This window comes from Wolbachia endosymbiont of Zygogramma bicolorata, assembly GCF_051130665.1.
Classification (GTDB): domain Bacteria; phylum Pseudomonadota; class Alphaproteobacteria; order Rickettsiales; family Anaplasmataceae; genus Wolbachia.
The window spans coordinates 643,993-663,473 of the sequence record NZ_CP149530.1 but is presented as its reverse complement, the minus strand read 5'-3'; the positions used below and the strand labels follow the sequence as shown (position 1 = coordinate 663,473).

Below are 19,481 nucleotides of genomic sequence, written 5' to 3'. Positions count from 1 at the left end.
AAAACGACTGTTTAACTTTACAAATACACATAATACGTGTATTTCTTTACAACCAGCGTCTCTATGTTATCATTAAGTTTATAATTTAAAAAGGAGTATTCCCTTGAGTTTGTTTAGTAACCTTTATAAAGGCTTGTTAAAAACTTCTTCTCGCTTTAGCGACGGGGTGAAAAGTATTTTTTCTGGCAAAAAAAAATTAGATCAGTCGCTTTTAGATGAGCTAGAAGAATTGCTAATTAGCATGGATATTGGTCATAAAACTTCCAAGTTGATTATTGACAGGCTCACAAGCATCAAGTTTGACAAGGAAGTTGAACATAACATTATCACACAGCAGTTAATGAACGAAATAGAAGCGATATTAAACCCTGTCGTGCAACCGTTAATTTTAAACAAAAAACCACATATAATAATGGTATGTGGAGTAAATGGTAATGGTAAAACCACAACTATAGGTAAGCTCGCATATAAATATAAGGAGATGGGAAAGTCCGTTATGCTTGTTGCATGTGATACATTTAGAGCTGCTGCTAGTGAACAATTAAACATTTGGGCAGAACGTTCTGATTGCTTGATTGTTACTGGAGAGCATGGTAGCGATTCTGCGAGTGTGGCATATAGAGCTGTAAGTCAAGCTATAAAAGATAACGTTGATGTTGTTCTAATTGACACAGCAGGAAGGCTGCAAAATAATGTGAACCTTATGGAGGAGTTATCAAAAATATATAGAACGATAAAGAAATTGGATGACACTGCCCCTCATGATGTTATTTTAGTTCTTGATGCAACTACCGGCCAAAATGCTTATAGCCAATTAGAGGCATTTAGTAAGATGGTTAGTGTTACAGGGTTAATCATAACAAAGCTAGATGGCACTGCTAAGGGCGGAGTAGTAATTGGACTTGCAGAAGCTTATAAGGTAAAGTTACATGCTATAGGAATTGGTGAAAGTATAGAGGACTTAAAGGAGTTTACTAGTAAAGAGTTTGCTGAAGCATTATTTAATTGTAATTAAAAATTTCTCTTAATTCCCTTACGTGACCAAGCTTGATTATCTCAATATCATGAGAAGAGTAATTACCATTTTTAGGCATAATTGCTTTTTTGAATCCTAACTTTTGTGCTTCTTTTAGTCTAAGATCAGCATGCGAGACATTCCTAATTTCTCCAGAAAGTGCAACTTCACCGCAGATTATTGAAGAAGTTGGCAGCGGTAAATTTACTACACTTGAAATAAGGGAAGCAGCAACAGCAAGATCAGCCGATGGTTCCTGTATTTTGAGTCCCCCTGCAATGTTTAGGTATACCTCTTTATCATGCAAAAACATTTTACAGCGAGCATTTAGCACCGCGATGATCATAGCCAATCGATTAATATCCCACCCAACTACTGCCCTTCTTGGGGTTGCCATATTAGTCCCTGCTATCAACGCTTGAACTTCCATTAAAATTGGTCTTGAACCTTCAATTCCTGCAAATACGGCGCTGCCAACTACTTCTCTGTCATGGGCCATCAGAAACAATGATGATGGATTATCAACAGGCACAAGTCCTGCTTCAGACATCTCAAAAACACCAATTTCATTTGCAGGGCCAAATCTATTTTTAATAGTACGCAAAATACGGTATTGATTGCTATTTTCACCTTCAAAACATAATACCGTATCTACCATATGCTCCAAAGTTTTAGGTCCAGCTATTTGCCCATCCTTAGTTATATGACCAACTATTAAAAGAGAAACACCATATTGTTTCGCAAGAATGGTTAATTCATGGGCACAAGTACGAACCTGAGTTACAGTTCCTGGTGCCGATGTAATTCTGCTATCATACATTGTTTGTATAGAGTCAATTACTAAAAATTTAATACTTTTATTTTCCTTTATTGTTGCTACTACATCAGTTAAAGACACTGTAGATAAAAGCTTAATTTTAGGTTCATTTATCTTAAGACGCTTTGCTCTGAGGCTCACCTGCTCTAAAGATTCCTCGCCAGATACATAAAGACATTCAAAAGAGGAAAGTTGCATAACATTAGCTGCAATTCTAAGCAAAAGGGTAGATTTTCCAATACCAGGTTCGCCTCCAATTAGAATGCTAGCACCTTGAACGATACCCCCACCAAAAACTCTATCTAATTCTTCTACTCCTGTTAGAAAACGACTTGGAGTGATAATTTCGCTACCCGATAACGCCTTTATTAAAATTGGCGCAGATATACTTCTTTTGCCCGTTTTTACTGCTATTTCTTCAACAACTGTATCCCAATTGTCACATGCAATACACTTCCCTACCCACCTACCAGTGCTATGACCACAGGATTGACATACATATACAGTTTTCATCAAAGCCAAAATTATTTTGTTATAATTGTAATAAAAATTAGCTGAATAGGCGAAGTAAATCTAACCACTGAGTCTCACAAACGTTTTGGTGCGAAGATAATTGTCATAAGTTGTGCCATTTAAATTCATGCACAATAATTGCACGAACGCTTCCCTCTAGGATCCAAGTAGCCCATTCTCCTGTCATTCCAGTAGCATCCTTTTTTTGTCATCCGAGTAGCCCCTTTTTTGTCATCCCAGTGCCCCGACACTGGGATCCAGAAAAGTTTGCTTGTAAGCAAGCAAACTAGCATAGAAAGTGGTTACAACATTTTCGATGAGATTATATGGAAAACTGGATCCCAGTGTCTGGGCACTGGGATGACAGCAGTCCTACGTCATACCGCGATTCATTCGCGGTATCTCTTAACATAGATCCCGCTAACAAGCAGCGGGATGACGGTTGTCAGGGTGTCATCCGAGTAGCCTCTTTCTTGTTATCCGAGTAGCCCCTTCTCCTGTCATCCCAGTGCTCTTTTTTTGTCATCCGAGTAGTCCCTTTTTTGTCATCCCAGTGCCCCGACACTGGGATCCAGGAATTTTATTAAGTTGGTAAGCATAAAAATAGATGTTTTACGTTAAAATACAACGTTTTCGATGAGGTTATATGGAAAACTGGATCCCAGTGTCAAGCACTGGGATGACAGCAGTCCTACGTCATACCGCGATTCATTCGCGGTATCTCTTAACATAGATCCCGCTAACAAGCAGCGGGATGACACCTCTCTTGGGCTCTTTTAGCTACAAACGTTAAGAAATTTACCAAACGAAAAAAAAGGCAAAAGAAGCCCTAGTCATTGTCTATTTTCAGTATTGGCGTTTTTTAAGTCTTAAATACCGCAATTTAGCTGCTTTTAAATGCAACTCACCTTAGTTTAAATGTTTAAGAAATTTACTAAGCAGAAAAAAAGGCAAAAGAAACCCCGTGTTAGCTAGTTGTCACTCTCTAATCCTGCAAATTGGCGTACTATACTGTCTTAAACGACTTATAAGCGCGTTTCAGCTTATATAGGTAAAAACCCAGAAATGTTGTGAAGACATAAGGTGCACATAGTGCAAAAAATTAAAAATAAGACGCCAACTACGTTGTTTTCTTGCTGTTTAATCTGCACAGATGAAGATAACTGAATACCTTCACTATCATAATAAGGGGGCTGGCGGAGTTTGTCAAGTAAGTTTTTTCTTTTCTAACGGTTGTTGCCAAAAACTATACAAAAAGTCTAATGAGTTAACTTCCATATATCCTGAGTAGTTCTTGTGCATTAGCTTTGATTAGGATAGGGCATTTTCTGTCATTTAATAGGGAACGCAATATTTCAGTTGCACCTTTAATGTCGTTATTATGTATCTTTACTACAGCGATAGCTTCTTGGCTTGAATAAGGATACACTGCACTTGATTCTAAATTATCAATTTTATCTTTATTTATTTTTTCACCGTTGGAGTGAAGTAAGCTCATTACCTCTAAGTATTGTGCTAACTCACGCAAAACATTAGGAGCATCTTTATCATCTGCCAAATCATTATAAATAGATGCTGTGTTTGTTGGCATTGAATCTGAGATATGATTGAATGCGTGTTCAAAATTTGCTAAATACCCCCAATTTGAATCTATTTCTTCTAGCAGCGGCTTATTATCTTTTTTAAAGAATAATACTTCGTAAAACTTGTCACCCGCAGTTATAGATTGTTTTGTGTTATCAATGTTGCGCAATAAGTATAATGTGATGCCAACTAACATTGGTGCGAGTGCAAGCAGAAAGATGTATTTTTTCATGGTAATATTCCAAATAGTTATATATTTATACATTAATGCTTTTGATTTGCAAAAACATATTGACATAGTGATTATATCACATAATAATATTCTCAAAGTTGTTTGAATAGTTGGAGATTAAAATATTTCTAAAGTAGAAATAAAGACAGCAGTATTAAGCTAAATTATTTTTTGTCGGATTTATCCGATGTACCCTCAACCTTTTATAGGTTGAAGTCTAAATTTGAGAGTTTGATCCTGGCTCAGAATGAACGCTGGCGGCAGGCCTAACACATGCAAGTCGAACGGAGTTATATTGTAGCTTGCTATGGTATAACTTAGTGGCAGACGGGTGAGTAATATATAGGAATCTACCTAGTAGTACGGAATAATTGTTGGAAACGGCAACTAATACCGTATACGCCCTACGGGGGAAAAATTTATTGCTATTAGATGAGCCTATATTAGATTAGCTAGTTGGTGGGGTAATAGCCTACCAAGGCAATGATCTATAGCTGATCTGAGAGGATGATCAGCCACACTGGAACTGAGATACGGTCCAGACTCCTACGGGAGGCAGCAGTGGGGAATATTGGACAATGGGCGAAAGCCTGATCCAGCCATGCCGCATGAGTGAAGAAGGCCTTTGGGTTGTAAAGCTCTTTTAGTGAGGAAGATAATGACGGTACTCACAGAAGAAGTCCTGGCTAACTCCGTGCCAGCAGCCGCGGTAATACGGAGAGGGCTAGCGTTATTCGGAATTATTGGGCGTAAAGGGCGCATAGGCTGGTTAGTAAGTTAAAAGTGAAATCCCGAGGCTTAACCTTGGAACTGCTTTTAAAACTGCTAACCTAGAGATTGAAAGAGGATAGAGGAATTCCTAGTGTAGAGGTGAAATTCGTAAATATTAGGAGGAACACCAGTGGCGAAGGCGTCTATCTGGTTCAAATCTGACGCTGAGGCGCGAAGGCGTGGGGAGCAAACAGGATTAGATACCCTGGTAGTCCACGCTGTAAACGATGAATGTTAAATATGGGAAGTTTACTTTCTGTATTACAGCTAACGCGTTAAACATTCCGCCTGGGGACTACGGTCGCAAGATTAAAACTCAAAGGAATTGACGGGGACCCGCACAAGCGGTGGAGCATGTGGTTTAATTCGATGCAACGCGAAAAACCTTACCACTCCTTGACATGGAAATTATACCTATTCGAAGGGATAGGGTCGGTTCGGCCGGGTTTCACACAGGTGTTGCATGGCTGTCGTCAGCTCGTGTCGTGAGATGTTGGGTTAAGTCCCGCAACGAGCGCAACCCTCATCCTTAGTTACCATCAGGTAATGCTGGGGACTTTAAGGAAACTGCCAGTGATAAACTGGAGGAAGGTGGGGATGATGTCAAGTCATCATGGCCCTTATGGAGTGGGCTACACACGTGCTACAATGGTGGCTACAATGGGCTGCAAAGTCGCGAGGCTAAGCTAATCCCTTAAAAGCCATCTCAGTTCGGATTGTACTCTGCAACTCGAGTACATGAAGTTGGAATCGCTAGTAATCGTGGATCAGCATGCCACGGTGAATACGTTCTCGGGTCTTGTACACACTGCCCGTCACGCCATGGGAATTGGTTTCACTCGAAGCTAACGACCTAACCGCAAGGAGGGAGTTATTTAAAGTGGGATCGGTGACTGGGGTGAAGTCGTAACAAGGTAGCAGTAGAGGAATCTGCAGCTGGATTACCTCCTTGGGCTTTGCGCATAACTTACCATTTTTAATGATGGTGTTGTTATGTGCTATACTGCTGTCTTTACCTCTACTTTATTTTAATTTCCCAATAACGGAATTTTATGAGTGATAGGCCTCTTTCTCCACATTTACAAATATATAAAGTACAAGTTACTAGTTTTTTCTCTATTATGCACAGATTGACTGGTATCTTGCTATTCCTTTTATTAATGATACTTTCTTGGTATTTCATATTACATGTTTACTTTCCTGAGTTACTTATAGTAAGGTACTTAAATGCATTATTATTCACTCCTGTTGCTAAATTAGCTTATGTCTTATGTTTTGTAAGTTTTGTATATCATTTTCTTAATGGTATTCGTCATTTATTGTGGGATGTTGGGCTTAATTTAGAAATTACTGGCGTTTCAAGGAGTGCTATACTGCTGACAGTAACGCTACTTCTTTCTACTATTGCTTTTTTATTTATGTTTATATGAGTCAATCTGGAAATTCAGTACATCATTGGTGGGTCCAGCGTGTTTCTGCGGTAATTTTACTGCTCCTGTTTCCTTGGTTTATCTATTCATTTTCTTGCGCATTTTATACTGATAGCTCTTTGTCTTTTAGTGAAAAATTTATTAATCACCCTCTAGAGCTTTTATTTTTTGTTGTATTGTTGTTTTGCATTTTTTGGCACGCAGTTCTTGGAATGCAGGTAGTGTGTGAAGATTATATACACAGCGTATCTCTAAGGATTTTCACAATTACATGCATAAAGTACTTATCAAGCATTACTTATATAACCCTTGCTTTTACAATCTTTATCTTCTACAGGTATATTTTCTTGTAAAATCAACGGTTCTGTGTTAACATATTATTAACATACTCATTTTATTATTAAGTTATAGTGATTCTGGTTTAACAATATGCTTGCAAGTCTTACGCTAGGAGTAAGGAGCCTATTTACTTCATCTGAGCCTAGCACAACTTATGTAAAAGACCTTAGAAAGGTAATTACGTATGATAGAAGGAAATGTCAGTACCCAAAAAATTACGATGAAATTGTAAAATCTGGGAAAATTATAGAAGCTAAGAATAGCAAGGATGAGACTATATATAAACTTTTATATGGCGAGGAAGACAAAGATGGAAGACAACCAAGTTTTGATTTAGCTCCTGTTGAAAGCACTGGAAGTAAAGAGAAAAGTGTAAAATTTCACTACTTCACTATTAACTTTTTAGTTGACCCAGATAAAGATGCACGCGAGTTTCGCAGTAGCAATCGTAGTTATTATAGTAAATATTATAAACCATTTGGGTTTTTAAAAATCGATCTTGAAAAACATATTCCAATTTTTGAAGCTGAAAAAACTAAGGATTCTCAATATCCGTTTGAATTAACTAACTCTTCTGTGCTAACTAAAGAGGTAAAAAATAAAGAAGGTAAAGTTCAGGAAGTTGTTGATGAAAAAGGAAGAAATGGAAAATTACTATACACTAGTGATTACAAGAAGCTAAGCACCCATTTTTCAGAAATTAGAGATCAGAATAATAACTTGGAGCTAGATAAAAGTCTTATATCTGTTCCTATTATTTTCGTTGCAAGCTTGGCTAAAGTTTGTACTAAATTGTTGACTTCTCTTCCTATAAAGTTAGGGGAGCATTTAATAAGCAAACAAAACCCAATTGCAAAGTCTTTTGGCTATCTTTTGTTCACCCCTGCAATGGCAGTAAAAAATTTAGTGAATATGGGAGCTACCATACTTAAGGCTCCAATTTTATTATTTGTAGCAGATAAGAAGAAGTATGGTGATGCTTACTTCACTATGTGGAAACACCAATTGAAAGGATGTTGGGAAGAAGCAAAAAGTGACTTTAATGTTATTAAAGGTGGAGAAAGGCTAAAGCCAGGGCAAAAGGATCATAAGCCACTTAGTCTAGTGGTCACATGGGATGAGCTTAACGCTAGAAGGCCAGGTATTGAAAAAGACTTAGAGAAGCTGTCAAATAAAAGTAGTGAAAGTATAGATAAATCTAGAGAACCAGATATTGGAAAAAGCTTAAAGAAGGAGAAGTTGCAAAACAAAAGTAATGAGAAAATAGCTGCGTCTAAAAAAGCAGATGTTGAAAAAGTGAGTGATACTCCTCATGTTAATGAAGTACTAAGCAGACGGAGTTCATTGCAAGACGAAAAATTTCAATTACCTCCTCGCTAACCGGCCACTACTTTAAATTAACATTTACTTTCTTTATTAACTATTCCACAACAAAAACTTGCATGCATTTTACTATTAGCATAAGGTATTAATTATTTAATTAATTTTCTTAACTATATGCGCCCTGTAATACTATGTGGTGGTAGTGGCAGCAGACTTTGGCCTTTATCGAAGCCAAAGCAATTTCAAAAAATATTTAGCCATAACACTATGTTTCAGAACACTTTATTGAGGCTAAAAAGTGGTTATATGCCACCCATAATTGCCACAAATATACAGTACGAGTCGTTAGTGAAGAAGGAGTTGCATGCGCTGCGAGAATATAAAGTGATTTTCGAACCAGTGAAAATTGGAACAGCAGCAGCGATATTAATTGCTGCGCTTCTCTGCAATGAAAACGAGATAATGTTAATTCTGCCTTCAGACCATTTTATAGGTGATTTGAATAATTTTTATGCTTCTGCTCACAAAGCATCTCAGCTAGCTTCTGAAACTAACTCTATAGTTACGTTTGGAGTTAAGCCTCATGAATTCAATTCTGAATACGGCTATATAAATGCAGTTTATGATCATAAGGAAAAGTATCATATAGTAAAGGATTTCATAGAGAAACCTGAGCATGTATTAAGTAATGATTATGATTGGAATTCTGGAATATTTGTGTTCAAAGCAAAACGCTATATAGATGAGATCAAAAAATCTGCCCCGACTCTTTATAATTTATGTTTTGCAAGTGTGAAACATTTCACACCGCAAGAGAGATTTCTGTATTTAAAACAACGAGATTTTGCAGGAATTGAAGGCGTCTCTATTGATTACTTGGTAATGGAAAAAGCAAAAAACGTTGCAATGATAGAAGCTAATTTCGATTGGCTGGATGTTGGAACTTGGAATTCAGTTTTAGAATTGAGTGAGAAGTTTACGTCGTCATTCCGACATGTAACAAAAAAAAGAGAGCCAGTTTCAACGACAGAAAGTAATAAAAATTTATTGGGTGGAGCTTATAAGCAACCAAACAAAAGCCTAATATCGTTTATTAATAAGGTTAAGAAAGCAAAAGCGATAGGAAGAGAAATCAAGCCATGGGGATTTTGTAGTATAATTTTAATAGGCGAAAATTTTCTTATAAAATATCTTTTTATAAATCCATTAAGCTGCACTTCTAAGCAATTCCATCACTATAGAGATGAATACCATATAGTACTATCGGGAGTTGGGTATGTTAGTTTAGGCGACAAAGAATATGCTATAGTAAAAGACCATATGATAGAAATCCCAAGGGAAGTTTCCCATAGGATTGAAAATAGAAGCACAAGCTCTCCACTTGAAATAGTTGAATTTCAGATAGGAGAGCATTTATCTGATAATGATATAGTGAGATTGGATGATGTATATGGAAGATTTTGAAATTCTAATGTTAAAGATACTCTATAAGTCTGCTAAATTTAAAGGAGTAAAAATATCTAGTTTTCAAATAAAGAAAAGTCTACAATTATACGAAGTTTCAAGAATATAATGTTTAACCTCAAAATATTTTGTAATGTCCATTGCCTTTGAAATTACTATGGCTGCTTGCTATTTGCGAGCGAAAAATGCCAGATTTTGCTCTATAATGACTTTGTTCTCTATTATCGGCATTGCCCTTGGAGTTGCAACACTAATAGTGGTGATGTCTGTGATGAACGGATTCAGAGCAAAGTTGCTTGACTCAATACTTGGCATTGATGGCCATATTAATGTTTATTTTGATAGGAACATAAATTCAGATTACTGCACAGTTTCGAAATCTATTGAGAAAATTCCTGGTATATTAAAAGCTACTCCTATGACCAATGATCAAGTTATTATTGTAGCAAATGGTAAAATTGCAGGTAGCGTAGTGCGAGGTGTGTCAACTAAAGATTTGCTTGATAGTACTACCATTACAAATAATGTAATTATAGGTGATGTAAAAAAATTTGATGAAGGGATAATAATAGGAGCACGATTGGCAGAAGCTTTGAACGTTGACTATGGCGACAAAATTACGTTTATATCATCTGAAGAATTTGATGCATTACTTGGTGAAATGCCGCGAATGAAAAAATATAAAGTTATAGCAATATTTGGTATGGGTATGTTTGAGTATGATAATACCTTGATATATATGCCTCTAAAATCAGCACAAGCCTTTTTTAATTATGAAAATAGCATAAAAAATATAGAAGTACTTGTAGACGACGTTACTAGAGCTGATAAGCTGGCAGATGCTATAGAAAAAGAAATAGGAATGAAAGCTGAAAGTTGGCAATCACAGCAAAGCCATTATTTTAGTGCTTTAAAAACTGAAAGAAATGTGATGTTTTTAATTCTTACTTTGATTATAGTTGTAGCAGCGTTTAATATTATCTCAAATTTAATGATGATAGTGCAAGAAAAGAAATCCGCGATTGCAATTATGCGTACATTTGGTGCAACAAGTGGAAGCATTATGCGCATATTTTGCGCTTGTGGTCTATTAATCGGTTTTACGGGAACTTGTCTTGGCTGTATTATAGGTGTCGTTTTTTCTCTCAATATCGAAAGTATTAGAGTGTTTTTAGAAAACATTACTAACGTCAAGCTGTTTGATCCTATGATATACTTTTTTTCAAGTTTACCGGTGATATTAGTCCCTCAAGATGTAGTAAGTATTTCTGCACTTGCGTTACTCTTATCATTTTTAGCGACAATTGCTCCTGCATTGCAGGCAGCTGCACAAGATCCTGCGGAGATACTACGTTATGAATGATACTCAGCAAAAGTACATAGGTTGGTTCTTAATTGTATTGTTATTTACCGGTTACATCACAATAAATAACATAATCTTTTTAAAAATAAGTCAGCAAGAAAGCGAAGACAATATAAATGTTTTAACGGAAAAAATAGATGAATTCAGAATGTCACTTGAAGTTAATCAATCCAGGGTAGAAAAAAAGATATTTGACTTAAAGAGAGGTCTGCACACTCAATGTGAGCAAGGTGATGGTAGCTCAAGGTATAAGAACCTCGCAAGATTGCTGCTACTTGTAGTTAAAATGAAGAATTCGTTATTGCGAGAAGCAAAATTTGATAATCATATAAATTCAATAAAGCCTTTGATATCAGAGCTTGATGATCCAGAGATAGAAAATGCAGTAAATGAATTGGAAAGTTTGAAAGAGGTAGATACTTTACGTGAGTTGAAGTTATCTTTTGAGAAGACCATTGCTGTTATTAACTACAATAAAAGTACATTGTCTAAAAAAATCATTTCAAACTGGATTAGAATACAAGATAAAAATGACCCATTAAGGGCAAAATTCGCAGAAATTGAGGAGTCAATAAACGATAATGATTGGCAAAATATAACTGTTACAGTAAGCAATTTAACGCATTCAGAATTCAAGCCATGGCTGAATAAATTGAATGGTTTTATTGTAGCTTCTAAGAATATTTCAACAATATATCATCACTTATTACAATATATCTCATGATTTATTTTATAATTTTCGCTCTTTCGTTTTTATTTGGCATATGGGTCAAGGTAAGTGGTGAAGTAATAAAATTGGAATTAGGCAATTACACTATAAGTATTGATCTATATTTCATTATTTTTACTTGTGTAGTTTTATTATTTTTATTAATTACACTTGTACGCTTTTTTTCCTCCATTTTATCAACATTTGCCAACATAAGAAATAGAAGAAGGGATAGGGAAGAATTGCTTCTCTTTGAAGCTTTCTTTAGCATAGACTTAAACAATATAGAGAATGCCCAAAAGGTAGTTAAAAGTCTAAATGAGAAGAGCGATAGGTTGTCTTTAATAAAGCTCTTTAACTCAGGTAAGACGGGAAATTACAGCTTTTTCAGTAACGGTTTAACAAATATTGCAAATAAAAATCGTAACTTAGCTCTACTTCTGGCCAATAAGCTGATTGTTCACCTCAAACAAGAAAAAGTAGTCTTTCAAAAATTTATAGAATATTGCTCTAGTTCAATTAATGATAAAATGCTATCTATTCCCTTTCAAATAGAGCATTGCATATTGAAAGAAGATTGGATTAATGCAATTTTGAAGTTGAGAGAAGCAGTTAAGTTCAATATTTTTCTTCCCTTTGACCATAAAGAAATGTTTGCAGTTTTTTATTGTGCTTTGGCAAAACAATATGAAAGTAAAGGGGATTTTAAAGGGGCTATAAAGTCTTTACTCAGAGCACAAAGTTATTATGCAACTTTTCGGCCCATTAATTATTTAAAGGCAGAATTATATATTAAACTTGGAAAAATCAGAAAAGCTTCTGCAGTGCTAGAGGCAGAATATGCAGTAAATCCTACTCCTCAGTCAGCTAAAATGTACATCAATTTAAATAGTAAAGGTGCTGAAAGACTATACAACTTACGCCCTGATTATTATTTTAGTTACTGTTTACTTGCTTTGTCCTCAATGAGTTCAGGTAAATATGATCTTGCAAGTCAATATTTAGACACTGCTATGAAAAAGGCTCATTACATGTCAATCTACTTTATTGTAATACAACTTAAGGTTACATTGCAAGAACACGACAAGGTAATTTATTGGCTAAACAAGATGGGCTCAGAAGCTTTGCCTGATCCGGGCTGGAAGTGTAAAAATTGTAACAGAGAACTAAAGCAATGGGATCATAAATGTTCAAATTGCAATAGTTTTAATTGCGTTTATTATATATTATAAGGTTCCACAAAGTGTGATGATAATAATATATGGGAAATTACCATCAAAGACCTCTATTGAACAATTTTTGGAGTAGATCTCTTAATATAACCCTTATTTCAAAATAATAAACCTGCAAGTTTTTTAGTTAGACTTGGTTCTAATGTCAAAAAAACTTGCTTTTAGACACTAACAATTATATATTTTAATAAATCAGGGTTGTATACAAAATGAAGAGCTTAAAGGAATTATCATTAAGAATTAAGAATATTAGGTCTGTACAGAAAACCACGAAAATAATGCAAATGGTTTCTGCAGCAAAGTTATTACAAAGCCAAAAGAAATTATCAAATTCAAAATTATATATATCTAAGCTGCATAGCATTATTTCTTCATTAATGCTATCAGCTGATCAAGAATTACTGGCAAAAATTCTAAATGTCAGTAACGACGGTTCTTACCTAGTATTCATTGTTGCGTCTGATCGTGGCTTGTGCGGCAACTTTAACTCTTCTATTGTCAAATTTAGTCAAGAGCGTGTAAATAAGTCAATCGCAAATGGCAAAAAAGTAGATATTGTATTTCTTGGTAAAAAAGCTTTTGATGTAGGTAAAAATAGATTTGACTCTAAAAGTATCTTAAAAATTGAAAATAGTAAGGGGATCACGTTAAAGCACGTAGAAGCTTTGGTTGATGGTATAGATTTAAGTAAATACGATAAAGTTAAAGTTTTTTATAGTAAATTCTATAATACCTTCACGCAAAAACCAATGTTGGAAACAATAAAACCATGGAGTGAAGACTCATCCTTGATTGACAACTCTCTGGCTGGTCCAACAACAGATTACGGCTATGAGTATGAACCACAAAATATTGAATTTATTTTAAAATCTTTGGTTCAAGATTACGTTGTAATTGCTCTTTACTCTGCTTTGCTTGAAAGTGCAACAAGTGAGAATAGTGCTAGGATGGTTGCTATGGAATCAGCAAACAGAAACACTAAAGAGATGCTGAACAAACTAGCATTGCTTTATAATCGTTCTCGTCAAGCAGCAATTACAACTGATTTAATTGAAGTTATAGGTGGTGCAGAGTCTTTATAAAAATCTAAGGAATAGAAAATGAATATATTAAATATTGCAGCAGATATCACTAAATTAATAAAAAAGCAGAATCAAGATGCGGAAGTTACAATATATGAAACTAATAAGACTTCAGTTTCTCAGCGTCTATCAAAAATTGAGCAAATATCACAATCTAAAAATTGCACTGTAGGAATCAGAGCTATAGCAGGTAAAAACAAAGCTGCGTATATTTCTACAAACGATTTGAATAATCTTAGTGATACGGTAAGCCAAGTGGTAGAAATGGCAAAGAATGCGCCAGAAGATCCTTGCATTAATTTTGCTGTAAATGGTAGTAATTATATCTCTTCTGCAGATTTAAGTATCTCAGATAATAATGTTGTAACCGTTGATAACCTAAAAGAAATTGCTGAAGCTGCAGAAAATTCAGCCCTTACACATAAGAGTATCACTAATTCTGAAGGAGCCTCTTCTTCATACGCTTTAGTGAATACAGTATTATCGACTGTTTCTGGTTTTATTGGCTCGTTTAGTAAATCAACCTTTGCTAATCAGGTCTCTGTTGTTGCTGGAAGAGAAAGTGAAATGAAGGTTGGTTACGATTATGATATAGCATGTAATTTTAGTGATTTAAAGTTGCCAGAGTTAATGGGAAAAGAAGCAGCAAAAAGAGCAGTTGATCAATTGAATTCACGTACAATTAAAACTGGTAAATTTCCAGTTATTTTTGAAAAAAGAGCAGCAAAAGGGCTAGTAAAAAGTTTTGCTTCTGCTATAAATGGGAGCAGTATTATAAGCAACAGTTCTTTCTTGAGGGGTAGTTTAAACGCTCAGATTTTCAACGATAGAATTAATATTATCGATGATCCATTGTTGCCAAGAGGCATAGCATCGAGACCATTTGATGGAGAAGGGATAACTAGCAAGAAAAATATATTTGTAAAAAACGGAATATTACAAAATTGGATTTTAGACTTATACTCGGCTAGAAAATTAGACTCAGAAACAACCGGAAGTGCAACTCGTGCAAGTAATGCTGCAGTTATTCCTGCAGCTAGTAACCTCTACATTGAGAATGGTAATGTATCGTTTGAAGAATTAATTCAGGAAGTGAAAGAGGGAATATATGTAACTGATTTATTTGGTTTTGGTGTTAATTTAATCAATGGCGATTACAGCCAAGGCGCTTCCGGATTTTTTATAGAAAATGGAAAAATAACGTATCCAATACATGAGATTACCATTGCTAGCAATTTGAAGGATATGTTTAGCAATTTAGTCGTTGCAGATGATCTAACTTTTTGTGGGCAATTTAATTCACCAACGATTAAAGTTAGCGAAATGACGGTTGCAGGTTCGCTTAACGATTAAAAAATTTATTTGCATTAAGTACAACAATTGTGTATTATTGTCATGTAATGTTAAGAATAGACTATGGAGTATAAAGGTTTAGTTTCAATAGCTAAGCTTAAAGCATTCTCAATCGTAATTTCAAAGTTTTTCATCACATTAGTAATGTTAATTAATAATTTAGGAGTTGTTTAAATGGAATTTGGTAATGTAAAATGGTTTAATGCCGAAAAAGGCTATGGTTTCATCAAGCCAGAAGGTAAAGGGGGTGACGTTTTTGTACATATTAGCACGTTGGAACGTTCAGGAATAAGGCCTGAGACACTTAAAGGAGAGAATAAAGAGAAGGGGATAAAAGGAGAAAGGGTGAGTTATGAGGTTAAAGAGGAGCGCGGTAGAAACGGAGAAGATAAAAAATCTGCAATAAATTTAAGATTGGAAGATTAATCTATTATGAAGTCTTTTAATAGGGTTAACGTATTGTGAATAATTTTTATGAGATGGGTCTCCCAGCTTCGCTTACACAAGCTCTAGATAAAAATAATCTTTTCGTCCCAACTCCGATTCAAATACAAGCGATTCCCTTAGCGCTACAAGGTAAAGATATTCTTGGGTCTGCTCAAACGGGAACTGGAAAAACTTTGGCATTTGCTATTCCGTTGGTTGCTAAGTTGCTGAATGAGCCTAACACTGGTTCAGCTTTAGTCATCGTGCCAACCAGGGAGCTTGCGCATCAGGTAACAAATGAGATAAGAAAACTCTTATTTCAAAATTCTGCACTAAGGGTCGCTTTATTGATTGGTGGTGAGCCTATTTTTAGGCAGCTAAATCAGCTTCAGAAAAAACCACAAATTGTAATAGGTACTCCTGGTCGTATTATAGACCATATTGAGCGTAAAACTTTGATTACTCGCAATGTTAGCGTTCTTGTGCTTGATGAAACGGATCGTATGTTTGATATGGGCTTTGGAATTCAAATTGAAGGGATCATGAAATATCTGCCAAAAATACGGCAGACTCTTATGTTTTCTGCAACTCTTCCTAGTGATATAGTTAAACTTACTGAGAAGTACCTTAATCGACCAGAACGTATTTCTGTTGATTGTGAGACTACAACTTCTGTAAAAATTAAGCAAGAGATTGTTTATGCATCAGAATCAGAAAAATATGAAAAGCTTGTTACACAACTATGTCAGCGCGAAGGATCAATCATTATCTTTGTCAAAACAAAGCAAGGAGCGGATCAGCTAGCTAGCAGATTGCACAAAGATGACTATAGCGCTTTAGCAATTCATGGTGATTTAAGGCAGCACAAGCGCGAAAGGGTCATTAATTCTTTTCGTCGTGGCCGCAATCAAATCATGGTTGCAACAGATGTTGCTTCTCGCGGCCTTGATATTCCCCACATTCAACATGTTATCAATTATGATGCACCACAATCGCAAGCTGACTATATTCATCGTATAGGCAGAACTGCACGTGCTGGAGCTGAAGGGCATGCGCTATCTTTTGTTACACCTCAAGATAAGAGAAGACTGCCTGCATTGGCAGACAAAGAAGGAGAGCCAAATTTTGATTGTAGTGTGCAATTTAAAAAACGTAATAGCAAAAAGGTCTTTAAAAGGCCAAGTACGTTAAAGACTAAATACGGTAGAAAAAAGATCAATGCATTTAAGAAGAAAAGCAGAGTACTAGAAAAAGCATATTAAATAGGATTTACCTACAACTTGATAAGCGTAAAACTTGTCATTCCGCTACTCATTAGCGGAATCTATGTTGAGATATCGCGGTGCTATGACGTAGATCCAGAGAGGGGATTCAAATTGGCTACAGCGAACTGCTGGATTTCAATTTTTTTAATAATTGTGTGCTATTCATTATATATGAGTTCCCACTTTTAAAGAGAATAGGAGATGATTTCCAAAAACTTAGAGGCAAGTTTGAATAGAGCGCTACTCATTGCTTCTAATTTTAATCTAAAATATGCGAAAGTAGAACATTTATTGCTGGCGTTAACTAAAGACGTGGATGTAAATTACGTTTTATCAAGATGTAATATCAGAGCCGATGAAATCATCAATATGGATAACATTCTATCAAGATGCAATATTAAGGCTAATGATTGTAATAATAATATAAAAGGGTTTTTACAAAGCAGTTCTGAATTGATTATCAGTGGAGTTAAACCTAGCTCAATGTTTCAATGCATAATACACAGAGCAATAATACGGGCTCATAGCTTGGGGAAAAAAGAAATAAATGGAGCAAGTGTTCTAGTAGAAATTTTGTCTGGGCAAGATTTATACGTTGAAGATCTATTGCAGAAACAAAGTGTGAAAGATTCCAATTTGATTTACCATATATCTAATATGAAATACTTGAGCGATATAGATGAATACACCACCAATCATAAAGTAAAACTTGATAAAAATAATGACGCTCCTACTACAGTAAATAAAGGTGAGCTACTAAAAGATGAGGAAATTCTACAAAGTTATTGTAAAAATTTAAATGACTATGCAAGAAGCAAAAAAATAGATTATGTTATTGGTCGTGATTATGAATTAAATCGCACTATAGAAATATTATTGAGGCGTAGAAAAAACAACCCTTTATATGTTGGAGACCCAGGTGTTGGCAAAACAACAATAGTTGAGGGTTTGGTACTCAAGATCATTGAAGGCAGTGTTCCGAGTGCGCTCAGGTCCAGTATAATTTATGCTTTGGATTTAGGATCACTCCTTGCAGGGACACGCTACAGAGGTGATTTTGAAGAGAGAATAAAATCTATAATAAAAGCGATTGAGGTAAAACCAGGTGCTATCCTTTTTATTGACGAAATACACACTATCATTGGAGCAGGTTCTACAAGTGGTAGCTTTCTTGATGCAGGTAACCTACTCAAACCTGCGCTTGCAAGAGGTACACTACGTTGTATAGGTGCAACTACATATAGAGAGTACAGCACTAGTTTTGAAAAAGATAAAGCACTAGCAAGAAGGTTTCAAAAAATTAATGTTAAAGAATCTTCTGTTAATGAAACGATAAAGATACTAGATGGCATAAAGCACTACTATGAAGGGTATCATGGAGTATATTATACAAAGAATGCCATTAGGTCTGCGGCTGAACTTTCGCATAAGTATATTACTGGGCGAATATTACCTGATAAAGCGGTTGATGTTATTGATGAGGCAGGGGCATATTGTAAATTGCTAAGAAACAGGGGTAAAATTGTAAATAGTAGAGATATTAAGAATACCATTACTAGAATTACAAATGTGCCTTGCGGATCTGAATCTGATGATTTGCAGAAAGTAAAGTCTTTAAAAGCTAATCTAGAAAAGGTGATTTTTGGCCAAGAGCAGGCAATAGAATCTCTTGTTAATTCTATTAAAATTGCTAAATCTGGGTTGAGAAATTACAATAAGCCTTTAGCAAATTATCTTTTTGCAGGGCCAACCGGTGTTGGTAAAACCGAGCTAGCAAAACAATTAGCAGAAAGCATGGGCATGAATCTTATACGCTTTGATATGTCCGAATATATTGAATCTCATACGATATCAAGGATGATTGGTTCTTCTCCTGGATATGTAGGTTATGATCAGGGTGGATTACTCACAGAGTCTGTATCTAACAATCAATATAGTGTTGTGCTGCTTGATGAAATTGAAAAGGCCCATAGCGATATCTATAATATATTGCTACAAATTATGGATTATGGTTGTGTTACAGACACTTACGGACGTAAAGTTAACTTTTCCAATATAATTTTAATTATGACAACTAATGCAGGAGCAGTTGAACGCAGCAAAAGTTTTGTTGGCTTTGGGCATAAAAATTTTAACATTGGTGATAGCGAAAAAGCAATAGAACAGGTTTTTAGCCCTGAATTTCGTAATCGTCTTGATGCGATTATTTCTTTTTCTGACTTAAGTACGGATGTGATTTTGCATATTGTGGATAAATTTGTCCTAGAACTGAAAAAGCAACTGACGCAAAAAGGCATAAACTGCTTGGTAGAGGATGAAGTGAAATCTTATCTTGTACAAATGGGTTATAGTAAGGAAATGGGAGCACGTCCGATAGAGAGACTTATTGAAAAAGAGATAAAAAGTTACTTAGCGGAAGAAATACTGAATCGTAAATTAATAAAAGGAAAGAAATTAAGAATCTATATGAATAAAGTAGAAAATAAAATTGCTTTTGATATAGTTTAAAATCCTTGTATTGAACTTCATCTTTGTTACAATTTATAACTTAAATTTAATTTGA

At 35.3% G+C, this 19,481-nt stretch carries 15 protein-coding genes and 1 rRNA gene; 14 read left to right on the top strand and 2 right to left on the bottom strand.

Translation table 11 applies throughout. The features are described 5' to 3' along the window. Nucleotides 1–103 precede the first annotated feature (103 nt). Nucleotides 104–1,015, top strand: coding sequence for a signal recognition particle-docking protein FtsY (gene ftsY / locus WKH12_RS03095; RefSeq protein ID WP_434732617.1), 912 nt, complete (start codon nucleotides 104–106; stop codon nucleotides 1,013–1,015). Here ftsY and radA read toward each other — a convergent pair. Both radA and WKH12_RS03085 read right to left on the bottom strand, forming a co-directional pair. Next, complete coding sequence (gene radA, locus WKH12_RS03090; protein WP_434732616.1) at nucleotides 1,002–2,345, bottom strand: DNA repair protein RadA; 1,344 nt, start codon at nucleotides 2,343–2,345, stop codon at nucleotides 1,002–1,004. The two genes, ftsY and radA, sit on opposite strands and share 14 nt — an antisense overlap. A 1,267-nt stretch (nucleotides 2,346–3,612) precedes the next feature. Continuing rightward, nucleotides 3,613–4,227 (bottom strand): hypothetical protein, encoded by a 615-nt coding sequence (locus tag WKH12_RS03085; RefSeq protein ID WP_253309859.1) that lies wholly within the window; start codon nucleotides 4,225–4,227, stop codon nucleotides 3,613–3,615. Nucleotides 4,228–4,380: 153 nt separating this feature from the next. Here WKH12_RS03085 and WKH12_RS03080 point away from each other — a divergent pair. The 13 genes from WKH12_RS03080 (at nucleotide 4,381) to WKH12_RS03020 (ending at nucleotide 19,426) form a co-directional block, all read left to right on the top strand. Then, a 16S ribosomal RNA gene (locus tag WKH12_RS03080) occupies nucleotides 4,381–5,884 on the top strand. Nucleotides 5,885–5,984: 100 nt separating this feature from the next. Continuing rightward, nucleotides 5,985–6,362, top strand: a complete 378-nt coding sequence (gene sdhC, locus WKH12_RS03075) for a succinate dehydrogenase, cytochrome b556 subunit (RefSeq protein WP_253309858.1) — start codon at nucleotides 5,985–5,987, stop codon at nucleotides 6,360–6,362. Then, on the top strand, nucleotides 6,359–6,715 hold the full coding sequence (sdhD, locus tag WKH12_RS03070) for a succinate dehydrogenase, hydrophobic membrane anchor protein (RefSeq protein ID WP_434732615.1): 357 nt from the start codon (nucleotides 6,359–6,361) through the stop codon (nucleotides 6,713–6,715). The genes sdhC and sdhD overlap by 4 nt, the downstream gene beginning before the upstream one ends. 76 nt (nucleotides 6,716–6,791) lie before the next feature. Continuing rightward, nucleotides 6,792–8,081: a hypothetical protein gene (locus WKH12_RS03065; protein ID WP_434732614.1), complete on the top strand. Its 1,290-nt coding sequence runs from the start codon at nucleotides 6,792–6,794 to the stop codon at nucleotides 8,079–8,081. A 117-nt stretch (nucleotides 8,082–8,198) separates the two neighbouring features. Further along, the gene (locus WKH12_RS03060; protein ID WP_434732613.1) at nucleotides 8,199–9,488 is read left to right on the top strand and encodes a sugar phosphate nucleotidyltransferase; all 1,290 of its coding nucleotides are present in this window, start codon (nucleotides 8,199–8,201) and stop codon (nucleotides 9,486–9,488) included. 133 nt (nucleotides 9,489–9,621) lie between these two features. Continuing rightward, on the top strand, nucleotides 9,622–10,851 hold the full coding sequence (locus tag WKH12_RS03055; protein ID WP_434732612.1) for a lipoprotein-releasing ABC transporter permease subunit: 1,230 nt from the start codon (nucleotides 9,622–9,624) through the stop codon (nucleotides 10,849–10,851). Next, nucleotides 10,844–11,575 (top strand): hypothetical protein, encoded by a 732-nt coding sequence (locus WKH12_RS03050; RefSeq protein ID WP_341821325.1) that lies wholly within the window; start codon nucleotides 10,844–10,846, stop codon nucleotides 11,573–11,575. Before WKH12_RS03055 ends, WKH12_RS03050 begins: the two co-directional genes overlap by 8 nt. Further along, on the top strand, nucleotides 11,572–12,792 hold the full coding sequence (locus WKH12_RS03045) for a heme biosynthesis protein HemY (protein WP_434732611.1): 1,221 nt from the start codon (nucleotides 11,572–11,574) through the stop codon (nucleotides 12,790–12,792). Before WKH12_RS03050 ends, WKH12_RS03045 begins: the two co-directional genes overlap by 4 nt. A 209-nt stretch (nucleotides 12,793–13,001) precedes the next feature. Further along, entirely contained in the window at nucleotides 13,002–13,874 is an 873-nt protein-coding gene (gene atpG / locus WKH12_RS03040) for an ATP synthase F1 subunit gamma (protein WP_434732610.1), read from the top strand. Between the two features lie 18 nt (nucleotides 13,875–13,892). Beyond that, the gene (locus WKH12_RS03035; RefSeq protein WP_264735595.1) at nucleotides 13,893–15,227 is read left to right on the top strand and encodes a TldD/PmbA family protein; all 1,335 of its coding nucleotides are present in this window, start codon (nucleotides 13,893–13,895) and stop codon (nucleotides 15,225–15,227) included. 174 nt (nucleotides 15,228–15,401) lie between these two features. Then, nucleotides 15,402–15,653, top strand: coding sequence for a cold-shock protein (locus WKH12_RS03030; RefSeq protein WP_064124857.1), 252 nt, complete (start codon nucleotides 15,402–15,404; stop codon nucleotides 15,651–15,653). 35 nt (nucleotides 15,654–15,688) lie between these two features. Beyond that, nucleotides 15,689–16,915: a DEAD/DEAH box helicase gene (locus WKH12_RS03025; protein ID WP_253309848.1), complete on the top strand. Its 1,227-nt coding sequence runs from the start codon at nucleotides 15,689–15,691 to the stop codon at nucleotides 16,913–16,915. 204 nt (nucleotides 16,916–17,119) lie between these two features. Beyond that, nucleotides 17,120–19,426 (top strand): AAA family ATPase, encoded by a 2,307-nt coding sequence (locus WKH12_RS03020; protein WP_434732609.1) that lies wholly within the window; start codon nucleotides 17,120–17,122, stop codon nucleotides 19,424–19,426. Nucleotides 19,427–19,481 lie beyond the last annotated feature (55 nt).